The following is a 15869-nucleotide window of genomic DNA, read 5'->3' as shown; positions in this document are numbered from 1 at the left end:
CTGTGCCTCAGACGTGAATCGGCCCCACTAGTTTGTTCGGAGGGAACAAAGATGGCACCCGGATCGGCCTCACATCCCTCACGACGCGCCCGGCGACTACCTGAGGAGGTCGTCAGCGCGCTTCGCGCGGAGCTCCCACGGGTCGCCGATGACGTCGTCGCCGATGTCGTGGCCGGCGTCGAGTCCTATCGTGACGCGCTGCGCGGTCAGATGGGCGCCACGATTCGGCAGGCCGTGCAAGTCGCCCTCGACGGCTTCATCATCATCGCTTCTCGTGAGAGCGGGCCGACCACGCCGCGCGCGCCCGCGCTGGATGGTGCCTACCAACTCGGTCGCGGCGAGGCCCGCGGCGGACGCACCCCAGAAGCGCTACTGGCCGCCTACCGGATCGGGGCCCGCACCGCATGGCGGCATCTGTCCGCCAGTGCCCTCGATGCCGGAATCGGGCCACGTGAGCTGGCCGAGTTCGCTGAACTGGTCTTCCTCTATATCGATGAGCTCTCCGATTCCTCCGCAGCCGGTCACGCGGACGAACTTGCGAGTGCAGGTCGCGCTCGGCAGCGACTGCTCCATCAGGTCGCCCGACACCTCATCCGGGGCGCCTCAGCTGAGGTGCTTGACGATGCCTGCGCGCGAGCAGACTGGACCCCGCCCACCACGCTGACCGCCGTCCTATGCCCGGTGGCACAGTTGCGCGCACTGCGGGCGCTGCTCCCTTCCACCACACTCGTGCTGGACGATCTCGCCGACGTCGTCGACGCCACGGACACGCTCAATGAACGATCGCTTCTTCTCGTCCCCGACATGCATGACAAGGGCAGACCCGCTCTTCGCCGAGCCACCCAGGGCCGGGGCGCTGTGGTCGGCCCGGCCCGCCCCTGGCGGGAGGTACGCGCCTCGTGCGACCGCACGCTGCGTACGGCCCAGCTTGGGCTCACCGGCGATACCGACGAACACCTTGTGCCGTTGATACTCACCGCGGACCAGCAGGCCCTGAACGACCTACGCGCGGCTGTCCTGCGCCCCTTGAATGACATGCGACCTGGCACAGCGGACAAGCTGGCGGAAACCCTGCGCTCCTGGGTGCTTCACCACGGTCGACGGGAGGCCGTTGCTGCCGAACTGTTCGTCCACCCGCAGACGGTGCGTTATCGCATGACCCAACTTCGCGAGGCCTACGGCGACCAACTGGATGATCCGAAGACGATGCTTGCCCTCACGGTGGCGTTGGGGCACCCGGTCAATCCGGAGGCAGCGAAAGCCGACGGCGGCTCCTGAACTCCCGTGCCGCGCCGGTGAGCGGGTCGGTGAAGCGCACCGACTCGGCCAACAACTGCATCGGTCGGGTGAAGTCGCCCGGCGCCCTGTCCACGACTCGCGGATAGAGCGGGTCGTTGAGGATCGGGACGCCGAGCGAAGCCAAGTGCGCCCGAATCTGGTGGGTCTTCCCGGTGTGCGGCACGCACCGATAGAGCGCCGAATTGCCATATCCAGCAACGTATTTCACGGTGGTATGAGCGTTAGGCGTCGCGCCGTCGACCTCCTGGACCTGCAACACCCCGCGGTGCTTCACCAGATGACTCCGGACCTCGACCGTCTCGGCCAGGCCGTCGCGGTGGGGCGCCACCGCGAGATAGCTTTTAGCGACCTGGCGCTCCTGGAACAGTCGCTGATATGCACCACGAACCGCCGGATCAGCCGCCAGCAGAAGAACCCCAGCGGTATCGCGGTCAAGCCGGTGCAGCGGCGAGAGGTCGGGTAGGTCCAGTTGCTCGCGCAGTCTGATCAGAACGGTCTGCCGCACATGCCGGCCACGTGGCATCGTCGCCAGGAAGTGTGGCTTATCGACCACGACTAGGTGGTCGTCGGCGTACAACACATCGACGTCGAAAGGCACGTCAATCTCGTCGGGGAGGTCGCGGTGGAACCAGATCGTCAGTCCGGGCCGGTAGGGAGTTTCTGGCGCGATGGCTGCTCCGGCATCGTCGACGTACTCCCCCGTGGCAAACATCTGCGCCACTCGCTCGCGCTGACGCTCAGGAACCCGGGCATTGACGAAATCACCGACCGTTGACCACGGCCCGCCGGGAGGTAAGCGCACCCACGAGGGGTCCAGTCCAAGACGGCGCGGGAGCGGTGGCCTCACGAGGCGAGGGTGACCCACACGGGGATGACGCCCGAGACGACCTCGGTGCCACCCTCCACCCGCGCGGTGCAGCGCACGTCCACCTGGAACGGCGGCTCGCGATCCCAATCGGCAGGATCTGTCTGGGCGATGCACTCAACATCACTAGGCACCTTGGCGAGGTAGTCGAGCCGAATGCCCTTGGGAATCCAGCGCATCCCCTTTGGCGTCGTGGCCTCGCAGAGCAAGCCCATTGCAGCCTCCAGCCCGTTGGCCACCGCGATCGCGTGAATCGTTCCGATGTGGTTCTGCACGGCCCGCCGCTTGCGAATACTCACCACCCCGCGATGAGGCGCCATCTCGCGAACCTGTGGACGCACCGAGGCGAAGTAGGGCGCCTTCAACATGTACCCCAGGCTGAAGGCGCGCTGGCCGAGCGGCCGACCATGGAGTCGACGATAGAGCCCATAGGAAGAGGTCATGGGATGACGTTACTTGAGAGTAAGTTGTGCCGCCAGGTCTCGCACGGGGCGGTCTGCTCGATTCCCACGCCGCTCAAACCGGGTCTCGACTCGCCCCTCAAACCGTGGGGCGAAGCCGTCCCCGGCGCCATACAGGTTGGCGAACTGGTCGCTGCCGTTGACCACCTCAAGCATCTGCCAGGCGTACTCTTCCCAGTCTGTTGCTAGGCGGAGAACCCCTTGTGGCTCAAGGACATTCGCCACAACCTGGGCGAACTCAGGCGTCACGAGGCGCCGCTTGTGATGCTTCTTCTTCGGCCACGGGTCGGGGAAGAAGATCCACACCTCGCTCAGTTCATCCGGTCCGATCAACAGCGGTAACGCTTGCGCTGCGTCGGCCTCCACGAGGCGGATATTCTCGACTCCGGCGTGGACGGCCTTAGAAATGGTTTGTGCTAGCCCGGGGCGCCAGACCTCCATCGCCAAGAAGTCGAGTTCTGGGTGCTGGCGTGCCGCTGCGACGACGCAGTCCCCCGCACCGGAGCCGATCTCCAGGACGACCGGCGCCTGGCGACCAAAGGCCGCCCCGAGGTCGAGCCGTGAATCGGCCACGACAGACCCGCCATCGCCTTCCCGGGGTACGTCCAACACAAATGTCTCGGCATGGCGGTCTAAAGCGCGCTGATGACGTGAGGGCATCCGGCCACCACGGCGGGTGTATGACCTAATGCGAGCCGGGTGCTCGATACCCGGAATGTCCTGCGCCACCTACTTTTTGGCCTTCTCTGCGCCAGCGTCCTGGGACAGCGCGGCAATGAAAGCTTCCTGGGGAACCTCAACGGAACCCACCATCTTCATGCGCTTCTTGCCTTCCTTCTGCTTCTCCAGCAGCTTGCGCTTACGACTGATGTCACCGCCGTAACACTTGGCGAGCACGTCCTTGCGGATGGCCCGGACGTTTTCGCGGGCGATGACCCGCGCCCCGATCGCCGCCTGGATCGGCACCTCGAACTGCTGACGTGGGATGAGTGCCTTGAGCTTGCTGGCCATCATCGTGCCGTAGGGGTAGGCCTTGTCGCGGTGGACGATTGAACTAAAGGCGTCGACCTTGTCACCCTGCAACAGGATGTCGACCTTGACCAGGTCGGCAACCTGCTCGCCATCGGGCTCGTAGTCCAGCGAGGCATACCCCTTGGTCTTGGACTTCAACGCATCAAAGAAGTCGAACACGATCTCGGCCAACGGGAGGGTGTAGCGCATCTCGACGCGCTCCTCGGAGAGGTAGTCCATCCCGCGCAGGGTGCCGCGTCGTGTCTGACACAGCTCCATGATCGATCCCACGAACTCCGACGGCGCCAGCAAGGTGGCGCGTACGACCGGCTCCGTGATCGAGGCGATCTTTCCTTCGGGGAACTCCGAGGGGTTGGTCACCTCAACGTGCGTTCCGTCGTCGAGTTCAACGTCGTAGACGACGTTGGGCAGGGTCGAGATCAGCGACAGGTCGTATTCCCGCTCCAGCCGCTCCCGCACGATCTCCAGATGCAACATCCCCAGGAACCCGACCCGGAAGCCAAAGCCCAAAGCCACCGAAGTCTCCGGCTCATAGACCAGCGCCGCGTCGTTGAGTTTGAGCTTGTCAAGGGCGTCGCGAAGGATCGGGTAGTCCGAGCCGTCGATCGGATAGAGCCCTGAGAACACCATCGGCTTGGGGTCGCGATATCCGCCGAGCGCGTCGGGCGCGGGTTTGGCGGCGTTGGTCACGGTGTCGCCAACTCGGCTTTGCCGCACGTCCTTCACACCGGTGATGAGGTAGCCGACCTCGCCGACTCCGAGACCCTTGCTGGGCTTGGGCTCCGGTGAGCTCACCCCGATTTCGAGGAGTTCGTGGGTCGCCTTGGTCGACATCATCGCGATCTTCTCGCGCGGGCTCAGCTGACCATCAATCACTCGGACATAGGTGACGACGCCGCGGTATGTGTCGTAGACCGAGTCGAAGATCATCGCTCGAGCCGGAGCATCGGCGTCACCGACCGGCGGCGGGAGCTGCGCGACGATCTCATCCAGCAGCGCCTCCACGCCGTCTCCGGTCTTGCCAGACACCTTCATGACTTCGGAGGGGTCACACCCGATCAGGCCAGCCAACTCCTCGGCATACTTCTCTGGCTGTGCCGCAGGCAGGTCGATCTTGTTGAGGACCGGGATGATGGCCAGATCGTTCTCCATCGCGAGATAGAGATTGGCGAGCGTCTGCGCCTCGATGCCTTGTGCCGCGTCGACCAGCAGGACCGCTCCCTCGCACGCCGCGAGCGATCGAGACACCTCATAGGTGAAGTCGACGTGCCCAGGAGTGTCAATCATGTTGAGGCAGAAGGTTTCCGCCCCGTCACCGAGATCCGCGGCCCACGGCATGCGTACCGCCTGGCTTTTGATCGTGATGCCCCGCTCCCGCTCAATGTCCATCCGGTCGAGGTACTGGGCACGCATGGCGCGTGCGTCGACGACGCCGGTGATCTGGAGCATGCGGTCGGCCAGCGTGGATTTTCCATGGTCGATATGCGCGATGATGCAGAAGTTGCGGATCTGCTCCGGTGGCGTAGCAGCCGGTGGAAGGCCGGTGGGGGCCATCGGTGACACAGGTTTACCTCTGGACGATGGGGCGGGTACCCCTGCAGTGTCCCACGATTGCGCGCGCAGCCCGCATCGAGCGATTAGAGGCGGGCTCGTTCGCGCTCTCTCCACCCGACGAGCACCGACAGCCCGACGATGAACAGTCCGGCAACGGCCAGGAGAGCGCCAACTCGGCTGGGCCACTCATAGCCGTAGCCGGCGCCCAGAACGACGCTGCCCAGCCAGGCGCCCAGCGCGTTGGCCATGTTGAGGGTGGAGTGGTTCAACGCGGCAGCGAGCGATTGGCCCTCTTCGGCCACGTCCATGAGTCGGGTCTGCAACATGGGCACCAGCAGGGTCGGCACCAGGCCGAGCAAGAAAACCGCTGGAACCGCAGTCCACACCGAGTGCAGCGCGAACCCGAATACGCCCAGGAGCACGGCGATCGCGGCCAGGCTCATGAAGATTCCCCGCATGATGCCGCGCTGCGCGACTCGGCCGGCCAGGCTTGCGCCAACCGTCATGCCCACGCCGTAGACCACCAAGATCAGGGGAATCGCACCCTCGGAAATGCCGGTCACCTCGGTCACGCTCGGAGCGATATAGCTGAACGTGGCGAACATGCCGCCGAAGCCCACGACGCCGATGCCCAACGCAAGCCACACTTGCAACTTCTTCAGGCTGCGCAACTCTGCACCAATAGAGGAATCCTCATCGGGCTGTTGCCAGGGCACCCAGGTCAGGACCGCGAGCACGGTGAGCGCCGCGATGCCGGCGACGAGGGCATACGGCCATTGCCATCCGGCACGCTGACCGAGCAAGGTGGCGCCGGGGACGCCGAGCACGTTGGCCACCGTCAGGCCCGCGAGCACCATCGCCACGGCCCACGTGCGCTTCGCCTTGGGCACCAGCGAGGCGGCGACAATCGAGGCGATGCCGAAGTAGGCGCCGTGCGGAAGCCCGGAGACGAACCGTGCGGCGAGCAGCGGCAGGTATGAAGGCGCCAACGCTGAGGCCGCGTTGCCGATCGCGAACGCCACCATGAGCCAAACCAGCACGGTCTTGCGTGGCGCCTTAGCGGCCAGTGCCGCGATGGTCGGCGCGCCGATGACGACGCCGAGCGCATACGCCGACACCACATGTCCAGCCGTGGGGATGGAGATATTGACGCCGTCGGCGATCTGCGGAAGCAGACCCATCGTCACGAACTCTGTCGTACCGATCGCGAATCCACCGAGGGCCAGCGCGAACAAGGCAAGGTAGAGAGGGACGGCCGAAATTGGCTGCTCCTGGACACCCTCATCGTCAACGATGTCCTGCAGTGCGGTGGTTTCGGTCACCCGTCAACGGTGGGGCATAGCGGCAGAACACGCCAACTGCGCGCGGCGAGACGTTGGTCACCTCACCCCCGCCCCACACTTGACTGATACGGTTTCCACAAAGCGATTGATTCTTTCCATCATTCGGAAACTGTGGAGGTCTGTATGCCTGCTCTCACCACGCCTGACGGAGTCGAGATCACCGGCCCGGTCGAGGAACGCTACGACGAGATCCTGTCGCCAACGGCATTGGAACTCATCGCCAAGCTTCATCGCGAACTCAACCCGCGGCGGCTCGAACTGCTCGCCAAGCGCGCTGAGCGCGTGCAGCAGGTTGCCGATGGCGTCGACCTGGGTTTCCTGGAGGAGACCCAGCAGATCCGTGCGGACGACTCCTGGCAGGTCGCGCCGCTCGCCCCGGGCCTGGAGGATCGCCGCGTTGAGATGACCGGCCCCACGGACCGCAAGATGGTGATCAATGCGCTGAACTCCGGCGCCAAGGCCTGGCTCGCCGACCAAGAGGACGCCAACACCCCGCTGTGGGGCAACGTGGTTACCGGACCCCTGAATCTCATGGACTCCCTCGACGGAACCTTGGAGTTCACCAGCCCCGAGGGCAAGGAATACACGCCGGTCCCGTTCGAGCAGCGGCCCACAATCATCGTACGTCCGCGCGGCTGGCACCTTCCCGAAAAGCACATCACTGTCGATGGCGAGCAGACCTCGGGCTCGCTGGTGGACTTTGCGCTCTACCTCGTGGCGTGCGGCCAGAAGCAGATCGACGCGGGCAAGGGCCCCTACTTCTATCTCCCCAAGATGGAGAGCCACCTCGAGGCGCGCCTGTGGAACGATGCGTTCGTGACCGGCCAGGAACACGTCGGCATTGCGCGCGGCACGATCCGGGCGACCTGCCTGATCGAGACGCTCCCGGCGGCCTTCGAGATGGAAGAGATCCTGTACGAACTGCGCGAGCACTCCTCGGGCCTCAACGCCGGCCGTTGGGACTACATCTTCAGCGCCATCAAGACCTACCGCACGCGAGGTGAGGACTATGTCCTGCCCGACCGTGCTGCCGTGACGATGACGGTGCCCTTCATGCGCGCCTACACCGAACTCCTGGTGCGCACCTGCCATAAGCGGGGCGCCTCTGCGATCGGTGGCATGGCGGCGTTCATCCCGAGCAAGGACGAGGCGGTCAACAAGAACGCCTACGAGAAGCTCGACGCCGACAAGACACGTGAGGCCGGCAACGGCTTCGACGGATCGTGGGTCGCTCACCCCGGCATGGTCCAGGCCTGCAGCGACGCTTTCACCCAGGTGCTGGGCGAGCGCCCCAACCAGATCGACAACAAGCGCGAAGACGTCAGCGTCAGCGCTGACCAGTTGCTCGATATCAAGTCCACGCCCGGGAAGGTCACCTCAGCCGGGCTCCGCGCCAACATCGATGTGGGCCTGCAGTACCTGCGTTGGTGGCTGCAGGGCCGCGGTGCCGTCGGCATCCACAACCTGATGGAGGACGCCGCGACCGCCGAGATCTCCCGCTCCCAGATCTGGCAGTGGATCACGCTCGGCGTCAAGACCGAGGACGGCGAAGTGATCACCAAGCAGCGTGTTCTGGATCTGGTCGAGGACGTCATCGCCGGGCTTCCCGGCGAGCCATCCGACTACGACGACGCCAAGGCGACCTTCCTCGAGGTTGCCGTCGCTGAGAACTACGCGGACTTCCTGACCGTTCCGGCGTACGCCCGGATGCCCTGAGCACGCGTGGTTGGCCCCGTTCTGCGGCGGGGCCAACCACCCACCCGTGGAGCCACCAATGTCGAACTCGTCCACCCCCGCCTCTGCCCGCTTGGTCCCTGAGGTCGGCCTCGGTTCTGTCGATGTCGTGCGCGCGCGGCTCGCCCGGGAACTGCCGCCCGGAGCCCTGATCACCGACCGAACCCGGCTGCGCACCTACGAATGCGATGGCCTCCTGCTCTATCGGGTGACCCCAGCGCTGGTCGTCCTCGCTCAGGATGCCGACATGATTCAACGGGCGGTCCGCGCCTGCTCTGACGCCCGGGTCCCGTTCGTCGCCCGCGGGTCGGGAACCGGGCTTTCCGGTGGCGCACTCCCCCATGCCGACGGCGTCCTCATCGTCACCTCCCAACTTCGCACCATCCGGGAGATCTCACCCGACGACCAGCGCGCCGTCGTCGATCCAGGGGTGATCAATCTTCAAGTCAGTGAGGCAACCCGACCCGGGGGCTATTACTTCGCTCCGGACCCGTCCAGCCAGCAGATCTGCTCGGTCGGTGGCAACGTTGCGGAGAATTCTGGGGGCGCGCACTGCCTGAAGTACGGCTTCACCACAACCCATGTGACCTCCGTGAATATGGTGACGCCGCAAGGGGATTCGATCACTCTTGGCACGCGAGCTCCCGACGCGCCCGGCTACGACCTGTTGGGAACCTTTGTGGGCTCAGAAGGAACGCTGGGGGTCGCCACCGAAATCACCGTCCGCCTCACCCGGTCGCCCGAAAGCGTGCAGACCCTCCTGGCCGGTTTCCGCAGCACGGACGACGCGGGCGCTGCGACTTCCGCGATTATCGGAGCCGGGATCGTTCCGGCCGCGATCGAGATGATGGACGCGTTAGCAATCGAAGCGGCTGAAGCGGCCGTGGCATGTGGCTATCCCGATGGCGCCGGCGCAGTCCTCGTGGTCGAGCTCGATGGCCCGCGCGAGGAGGTGGAGCACGAGTTCGCGCAGGTCCAGCAGATGTGCCAGGAGCACGGCTCCTTCGAGATCCGGGTTGCCGCCGATGACGAGGATCGCGCAGCCATCTGGCGCGGACGCAAGTCAGCTTTCGCTGCGGTGGGCCGCATTAGCCCGGATTACATCGTCCAAGACGGCGTCATACCGCGAACGGCGCTGGCCGCAGTGCTGCGAGAAATGAACGAGCTCGCCGAGCGGCGCGGGGTGCGGGTCGCCAACGTGTTCCACGCCGGTGACGGCAATCTGCATCCCCTCGTGCTTTTCGATGAGTCCATTCCGGGCCAGGGCGACACCGCCGAAGAGGTAAGCGGTGCGATCATCGACCTCTGCCTCGAGCACGGTGGCTCCATCACCGGCGAACATGGTGTGGGGTCGGACAAGGCCCATCACATGCCCAAGATGTTCACCGCGGACGACCTGGACACGATGCAACTGGTCCGGTGCGCCTTCGACCCTGCCGGAATTGCCAACCCCGGCAAGATCTATCCCACCCCCCGGCTATGCGGCGAGCGGCCCGGCAAACGTACCGAGCCGCACCCGGCACAACTCGCTGGTCAGGCGGAGGTCTTCTAATGCTCGCGCTCACGACCCTGTCCGACGTCGACGTTCGCGATGCCGCGGAGTCGGATGTCGTCGCCGGGCTCCCAGCCCGATTGGTGGCCCGACCGACGTCACCTGAGCAGGTCTCCGCACTCATGCGCGCCGCGTATGAAGACGACCTCGTGGTGGTGCCGCGCGCCGCCGCGACCATGCTCCATTGGGCCCCGCGCCCGACGGCGTGTGACGTCATCCTCGACCTGTCCGCGATGGACCGCGTGCTTGAGCACCAGGCGGGCGACCTCATTGTCTCGGCGGAGGCCGGTACTCCTCTCTCCAGAGTCCAGGAGGCCGTCCGGGCGTCCGGCCAACGGCTCGCCATCGATGAGGTCGTCCCCGGCTCGACCATTGGCGGTCTCATCGCGACCAACCTCAGCGGTCCCCGTCGCGTGGCGTACGGCACCGCGCGCGACCTGGTCATCGGCGTCTCCACCGTTCGGGCTGATGGAGTCATGGCCAAGTCAGGGGGCAAGGTCGTCAAGAATGTCGCCGGTTATGACCTCGGCAAGCTGATGGTGGGGTCTCACGGGACGCTCGCGATTGTCACGTCCGCCTACTTTCGATTGCATCCGATCCCCGAAGCCGCCGTGTGGCTGAGGGCCACCGCCCCCAGCCCACGGTCCGCTCAATCCCTGGTCCACCAGGCCGTGCACTCCCAAGTCGTGCCCGCCGCTGTGGAGATTGATGCTCACCCCACGGGAGAGACCACCATCAGCGTCCTCCTTGAGGGAACCTCCGTCGGCGTCGCCGCTCGCGTTGACCGCATGGCCACCGCGCTTGGTGCCACCACCGCGGAGTCCCCAATTGGAGACCTCGGCCTACCAGGAACCGATGCGCAGCCACTTCTGAAGATCACCAGCCAGCTGTCGGCCGTGACTGAAATCGCCCAAACAGCAGTCGATCTCGGTCTGCACGTGCGCGGGAGCGCAGGTGCAGGAGTGCTTTTTGCCGCCGTGCCTGACTCGGTCGATATCGTCCGTGCCGTCGACATACTCCGTGCCGAATCCACCGCCGCCGGCGGCGCGACCGTCGTGCTACGGGGTGCTCCCGATCACCTTGACGCCTGGGGACCAGTGCCCGCACTCGACCTCATGCGTTCGGTAAAGAACCGCTTCGACCCCCAACACTTGCTGTCGCCCGGACGCTTCGTGGGAGGACTCTAATGACGAGCCAGAACATTTCGACACCTTCGGCCTTCGACGGTCATCGACCACCCAGCAGTGATCTCCTGAGCGACTGCGTTCATTGCGGCTTCTGCCTCACCACCTGCCCGACGTATGCCCTCTGGGGCGAGGAAATGGACTCGCCGCGTGGCCGAATTCACTTGATGAAGAACGGACTTGAAGGCGCACCGCTCAGCGAAGAAATGGTCGGCCACTTCGACGCCTGCCTGGGATGCATGGCGTGTGTGACTTCCTGCCCCTCGGGTGTGCAATACGACCGCCTGATCGAACAGACGCGCGCCCAGGTCGAGCGCCGTCACACCCGCCCCCGCTCGGAGCGTGCCCTGCGGAGCGCGATCTTTAGCCTCTTTCCCTATCCCTCGCGGCTACGCGCTCTCCGCGGGCCGCTGCGTCTTGCGCAGCGACTCGGCATCGAGAAGGCGCTACGCAACTCCACTCTCCTGCAACGCATTTCACCCCAGTTAGCGGCAATGCAACGCCTGACGCCACAGCTCGGGCCACGTGAACCACTGCCCGAGCGCATCCCCGCGACCGGCACGAAGCGGGCCACCGTCGCCATCCTCACTGGGTGCGTCCAACGCGAGTTCTTTTCCGGCGTGAATGCGGCCACCGCACGTGTGCTCGCGGCAGAAGGATGCGAGGTCTTAGTGCCTTCGGCCCAAGGATGTTGTGGCGCGCTGTCCGGGCACAGCGGACGCGAGCCTGAAGCGCAGGATTTTGCGCGCTCCACGATCGAGACATTCGAGCAGTTCCAGGTCGATTACATCGTGGTGAATGCGGCTGGCTGCGGATCAGCGATGAAGGAATACGACTTCTTACTCGCTGAGGATGCCGACCTGCCGGGAGGCATCGACCCCAGCCGGGTGAGCGCTTTCACCGCCAAGGTGCGGGACCTGTCGGAGATCCTCGTCGACTTGGGACCACGCGCCACCTACCACCCGCTTCAGGCGACGGCGGCATACCACGATGCCTGCCATTTGGGCCACGCCCAGGGCATCCGCACTCAGCCCCGTGACCTTCTCCGAGGCATACCGGGGCTGACCGTGAAAGAGATTCCCGAAGGCTCGCTGTGCTGTGGATCGGCCGGGGTCTACAACATCCTCAACCCCAAGCCCGCCGCCGAACTCGGCGATCGCAAGCTGCGCAACATTCGATCCACGGGCGCCGAATTGCTGATCACCGCGAACCCCGGATGCCTGATGCAAATTGCCCAGGCGATGGAGCGGGATGCCACGCCTATCGCGATGGCGCATACCGCCGTCGTGCTTGATGCTTCGCAACGCGGGCTCCCAGTCGAAGAACTACTCAGCGCGGCGCCGTGAATGACTCCGGGACTCCTCGGCGCGGGGGCGTGCAATCGGTCGACCGTGCGCTCGACCTCCTCGAGGCGCTCAGCGAAGGTGGCCCGATGGGCGTCAGTGAACTCGTTCGAGCCACCGGCCTCCCCCTCGGAACGGTGCACCGCATCCTCGCCACACTGACCGAGCGCGACTACGTACGTCAGGACCCTGAACGCAAGTATGCGGTCGGCGCCGCAGCCCTCGGCCTCTCCGATGCAGGCGAGCAGTCTCTCGCGGCCCTTGGGCGGCCGTACCTCGCGCGCCTGACCGCCCTCACCGGTGAGTCGTCCAATCTCGCGATCCTTCAAGGCCACGAGATGGTCTACATCGCCCAAAGCCCATCGCCGCATTCGCTCCGAATCTTTGCGGAGGTTGGGCGCCGAGTTCCCTTGCACAACACAGCAGTTGGCAAGGCTGTTCTGGCACAACTCGGACGCGATCATGCGTTGAGGCTCCTGCCCCAAGGTTCGCTCAACCCCGCGACGCCCTACACCATCACCACCCCAGAGCACCTCGTACGCGAGCTTGACCACATTCACTCCGTTGGCTATTCCGTGGACGAGCAAGAACGCGAACTCGGCGTGCGGTGCATCGCGGCGGCGGTGCCTTCGCCAGGACCATTACGGGTGGCGATCTCCGTCTCCGGCCCCTCTGAGCGGTTCTCGAAGACTGATCTGGTCGAGGTTGCTCCCGCCGTACGCACTGCAGCAAGAGACTTTGCCCACGCCCTCACTCGCTAAACGTCTTCGCCGGTTAAGTATCCGATACCGAAAGTTACTGATACCTTGGGTATCGAGAAGCTGACCGCTCACGACGTATAGGCATGGAGAGGCGACGATGACCAACGCCGGACGTAAGCCCAATGTGGCTGACCGCGGCCAAGCGCTCGGGCTGCGACTTGTCACCCGGGCCGGCGGACTCGGTGCACTGCAAAATCCTGCCGTGCGCCGCCGCATCGAACGCGTGCTCTACCGGGGCGCTCGGAACGGATTCCGAGTCCAGACTGCCGCGACCACAGCATTCGCCCGCCGCTCTGGCAGTGGGGCGCCGATCCGGACCGGACCATCCCGCCCTCGCCGAGCCTTCGACCTGACGCCCACCGAAGATCAGGACATGATGCGCGGTGTCGCGCGCGAATTCGCCGATGAGGTGCTGCGTCCCGCAGGCGCCAAAGCCGATAGCGATCGCTCGGTGCCCGACGCCATCCGCGAGCAAGCCCAAGAACTAGGCCTCGGATCGCTCGGCGTGCCAGCCGATCTCGGCGGCGTCGCCGAGGAACGCTCCACCACCGCGGCCGTCCTGGTGCTTGAGGAGTTGGCCCGCGGAGATCTGGGTCTGGCAACCTCGATCCTGACCAGCGGAAGCGTCGCGACCGCGCTCGCGGATTACGGCACTGCCGAGCAGCAGCAGACCTACCTGCCCCCGCTCGTCGCCGAAACCGACTCGGCCATCGGCGCGCTGGCACTCATGGAGCCGCAGCCCCTCTTCGACCCGCTTGAGGCACAGACCACCGCCACCCGCGAGGGTGACGAATTGATCGTAAACGGAGTGAAATCCCTGGTCCCGGTCGCCGCGACAGCCCAGGTGTTCATCGTCTCGGCAATGCTCGACGGCGAGCCCCGACTCGTCATCGTCGAGTCAGGCACGCCTGGCCTTGAAGTAGCCGACGACCCAGCGATGGGCCTTCGGGCGGCAGCAACTGGTCGACTTCACTTGCAGAACGTACGAATCAGCCAGGCACAGATCCTTGGCACCACCGACGACCACCGCCAGGTCGTACGCCGCGCCCGCCTCGCCTGGGCCGCTGCGGCCGTGGGCGTCGGGCAAGCCGTCCTCGATCAGGTCAAGACCTACGTCGTGGAACGCCAGGCCTTTGGGGAGCCCATCGCGCACCGCCAGGCCGTGGCCTTCACGGTGGCCAATATCGCGACCGAACTGGACGCGCTCCGGTTGGTCGTGTGGCGGGCAGCAGCCTTGCTTGATGCCGGCGGTGACGCCGGCGCACAGATTGCGCACGCACGCCACCTGGCGGCGACGCAGGGCGCACAGATCGGTTCAGATGGCGTCCAACTCCTGGGCGGCCATGGCTTCGTCAAAGAATTCGACAACGAGCGGTGGTTCCGCGATCTGCGCGCCACCGGCATTCTTGAAGGTGGGCTGTTGGTGTGATTGACCTTGAGATTCCCAAGCGCTTGGCACCCTTGGTGACGCAGGCCGCGTCCCTGGCCGACGAGGTCTTCCGGCCAGTGAGTCGCAAGTATGACCTCGCAGAGCACTCCTATCCGGCTGAGTTGGACCTTGTCTCGGCGCTCATCGATGGCTTCTCGGACTCCGGCTCCAGCCAGGGTGCGGGGGCGGCTGGCTCCACCCGCGCCCAGTCCGCGGAGCCCCGCGCCGAGGACAGCAATGACCGCCCCGGTAATCGCAACGGCACCAATATGGCCTCGGTCCTTTCGGTCATGCAGACATGCCGCGGCGATGTCGGACTGACGTTGAGCCTTCCGCGTCAGGGCCTCGGCAATGCCGCGATTGCCGCTGTCGCCAACACCGCCCAGAAGGAGCGCTATGCGGGGCGGTGGGCCGCGATGGCCATCACCGAGCCCGACACGGGCTCCGACTCAGGCGCAATCCGCACCACGGCTGTGCTCGACGGCGATGAGTATGTCCTCAACGGCGAGAAGATCTTCGTCACCTCGGGTGAGCGTGCCGACCTCGTCGTGGTGTGGGCGACGCTCGACCCGGCGCAAGGCAAGCGCGCGATCAAGAGCTTCGTGGTCGAACGCAGCAATCCGGGCCTCAAGCTGGTTCGCCTGGAGCACAAGCTCGGCATCCGTGCCAGCGACACCGCGGCCTTTCACCTGGAGGACTGCCGCGTCCCTGCCGATGACCTACTCGGCGACCCAGAGATCCGCACTGAGGGCGGCTTCGGCGGGGCGATGCAGACCTTCGACAACACGCGTCCGCTCGTCGCGGCCATGGCCTGCGGGCTTGCGCGCGCCTGCCTCGACACCACCACCGAACTCCTCGCCGATGCGGGTGTCACCGTCGACGTCGACGCGGCGCCAGCTCGCCAGTCGCACGCTGCCGTACGCCTCCTGCAGTTGGAAGCGGAGTTTGAGGCGGCATACCTACTGACCTTGCGCGCCGCGTGGATGGCCGACAACGGGCGGCCGAACTCCATGGAAGCCTCCATGGCCAAGGCGCGTGCCGGGCGGACCTGCGTGCAGGTCGCCCTGGCGTGTGTCGAACTCACCGGGGCCACCGGCTACGCCGAGACCGAGTTGCTGGAGAAGTGGGCTCGCGATTCTAAGATTCTCGACATCTTCGAGGGCACCCAGCAGATCCAGTTGCTCGTCATCGCGCGCCGCCTCCTGGGACTCACCTCGGCACAGTTGCGCTAGACCAACCCGCGCTCGCCCGTCCTAGAGATCATTTTCTGGCACCAGTTCGGGCGAGTCCGTTGCGCTCCCTCCCTGTGGAA

Annotated in this window: 13 protein-coding genes; 8 read left to right on the top strand and 5 right to left on the bottom strand. The window is 65.5% G+C overall.

Annotated elements, in window-relative coordinates:
- The first annotated feature begins 51 nt into the window (after positions 1-51).
- Positions 52-1278, top strand: a complete 1227-nt coding sequence (locus tag F562_RS0101030; RefSeq protein ID WP_018155056.1) for a PucR family transcriptional regulator — start codon at positions 52-54, stop codon at positions 1276-1278.
- On the opposite strand, the gene F562_RS0101025 is transcribed toward F562_RS0101030, so the two are convergent.
- The 5 genes from F562_RS0101025 to F562_RS0101005 all read right to left on the bottom strand — a co-directional run bounded on the left by F562_RS0101025 (position 1241) and on the right by F562_RS0101005 (position 6533).
- A complete protein-coding gene (locus F562_RS0101025) occupies positions 1241-2146 on the bottom strand; it encodes a pseudouridine synthase (protein ID WP_026180897.1) in 906 nt (301 codons plus the stop codon). The two genes, F562_RS0101030 and F562_RS0101025, sit on opposite strands and share 38 nt — an antisense overlap.
- Positions 2143-2607 carry a hotdog fold domain-containing protein gene (locus F562_RS0101020; RefSeq protein ID WP_018155054.1) on the bottom strand — a complete coding sequence of 155 codons (465 nt, stop codon included), beginning with the start codon at positions 2605-2607 and terminating at the stop codon, positions 2143-2145. Before F562_RS0101020 ends, F562_RS0101025 begins: the two co-directional genes overlap by 4 nt.
- Positions 2608-2616: 9 nt before the next feature.
- Positions 2617-3285 carry a tRNA (guanosine(46)-N7)-methyltransferase TrmB gene (gene trmB, locus F562_RS0101015; RefSeq protein WP_051080114.1) on the bottom strand — a complete coding sequence of 223 codons (669 nt, stop codon included), beginning with the start codon at positions 3283-3285 and terminating at the stop codon, positions 2617-2619.
- A 69-nt stretch (positions 3286-3354) separates the two neighbouring features.
- A complete protein-coding gene (lepA, locus tag F562_RS0101010; RefSeq protein ID WP_018155052.1) occupies positions 3355-5211 on the bottom strand; it encodes a translation elongation factor 4 in 1857 nt (618 codons plus the stop codon).
- A gap of 83 nt (positions 5212-5294) precedes the next feature.
- Positions 5295-6533 carry an MFS transporter gene (locus tag F562_RS0101005; protein ID WP_018155051.1) on the bottom strand — a complete coding sequence of 413 codons (1239 nt, stop codon included), beginning with the start codon at positions 6531-6533 and terminating at the stop codon, positions 5295-5297.
- A gap of 144 nt (positions 6534-6677) precedes the next feature.
- Here F562_RS0101005 and aceB point away from each other — a divergent pair, with 144 nt between their 5' ends.
- The 7 genes from aceB to F562_RS0100970 all read left to right on the top strand — a co-directional run bounded on the left by aceB (position 6678) and on the right by F562_RS0100970 (position 15789).
- The gene (aceB, locus tag F562_RS0101000) at positions 6678-8270 is read left to right on the top strand and encodes a malate synthase A (protein ID WP_018155050.1); all 1593 of its coding nucleotides are present in this window, start codon (positions 6678-6680) and stop codon (positions 8268-8270) included.
- Positions 8271-8328: 58 nt separating this feature from the next.
- Complete coding sequence (locus F562_RS0100995) at positions 8329-9840, top strand: FAD-linked oxidase C-terminal domain-containing protein (protein ID WP_018155049.1); 1512 nt, start codon at positions 8329-8331, stop codon at positions 9838-9840.
- A complete protein-coding gene (locus F562_RS0100990; protein ID WP_018155048.1) occupies positions 9840-11027 on the top strand; it encodes an FAD-binding oxidoreductase in 1188 nt (395 codons plus the stop codon). Before F562_RS0100995 ends, F562_RS0100990 begins: the two co-directional genes overlap by 1 nt.
- The gene (locus F562_RS0100985) at positions 11027-12370 is read left to right on the top strand and encodes a (Fe-S)-binding protein (RefSeq protein WP_018155047.1); all 1344 of its coding nucleotides are present in this window, start codon (positions 11027-11029) and stop codon (positions 12368-12370) included. The genes F562_RS0100990 and F562_RS0100985 overlap by 1 nt, the downstream gene beginning before the upstream one ends.
- A gap of 29 nt (positions 12371-12399) precedes the next feature.
- Entirely contained in the window at positions 12400-13128 is a 729-nt protein-coding gene (locus tag F562_RS0100980) for an IclR family transcriptional regulator (protein ID WP_018155046.1), read from the top strand.
- Positions 13129-13225: 97 nt separating this feature from the next.
- Positions 13226-14557, top strand: a complete 1332-nt coding sequence (locus tag F562_RS0100975; protein WP_018155045.1) for an acyl-CoA dehydrogenase family protein — start codon at positions 13226-13228, stop codon at positions 14555-14557.
- Positions 14554-15789: an acyl-CoA dehydrogenase family protein gene (locus tag F562_RS0100970; protein WP_018155044.1), complete on the top strand. Its 1236-nt coding sequence runs from the start codon at positions 14554-14556 to the stop codon at positions 15787-15789. Before F562_RS0100975 ends, F562_RS0100970 begins: the two co-directional genes overlap by 4 nt.
- The last annotated feature ends 80 nt before the right edge of the window (positions 15790-15869 follow it).

The organism is Demetria terragena DSM 11295 (genome assembly GCF_000376825.1).
Taxonomy (GTDB): domain Bacteria; phylum Actinomycetota; class Actinomycetes; order Actinomycetales; family Dermatophilaceae; genus Demetria; species Demetria terragena.
This window is presented reverse-complemented; position numbering and strand designations above follow the sequence as displayed.

Bases quoted from the DNA above. Each gene is read 5' to 3' on its own strand.
- F562_RS0100995 (WP_018155049.1), top strand. From the start codon at position 8,329: ATGTCGAACTCGTCCACCCCCGCCTCTGCCCGCTTGGTCCCTGAGGTC.
- aceB (WP_018155050.1), top strand. From the start codon at position 6,678: ATGCCTGCTCTCACCACGCCTGACGGAGTCGAGATCACCGGCCCGGTC.
- trmB (WP_051080114.1), bottom strand. From the start codon at position 3,285: ATGCCCTCACGTCATCAGCGCGCTTTAGACCGCCATGCCGAGACATTT.
- F562_RS0101020 (WP_018155054.1), bottom strand. From the start codon at position 2,607: ATGACCTCTTCCTATGGGCTCTATCGTCGACTCCATGGTCGGCCGCTC.
- lepA (WP_018155052.1), bottom strand. From the start codon at position 5,211: ATGGCCCCCACCGGCCTTCCACCGGCTGCTACGCCACCGGAGCAGATC.
- F562_RS0101030 (WP_018155056.1), top strand. From the start codon at position 52: ATGGCACCCGGATCGGCCTCACATCCCTCACGACGCGCCCGGCGACTA.
- F562_RS0100985 (WP_018155047.1), top strand. From the start codon at position 11,027: ATGACGAGCCAGAACATTTCGACACCTTCGGCCTTCGACGGTCATCGA.
- F562_RS0100990 (WP_018155048.1), top strand. From the start codon at position 9,840: ATGCTCGCGCTCACGACCCTGTCCGACGTCGACGTTCGCGATGCCGCG.
- F562_RS0100975 (WP_018155045.1), top strand. From the start codon at position 13,226: ATGACCAACGCCGGACGTAAGCCCAATGTGGCTGACCGCGGCCAAGCG.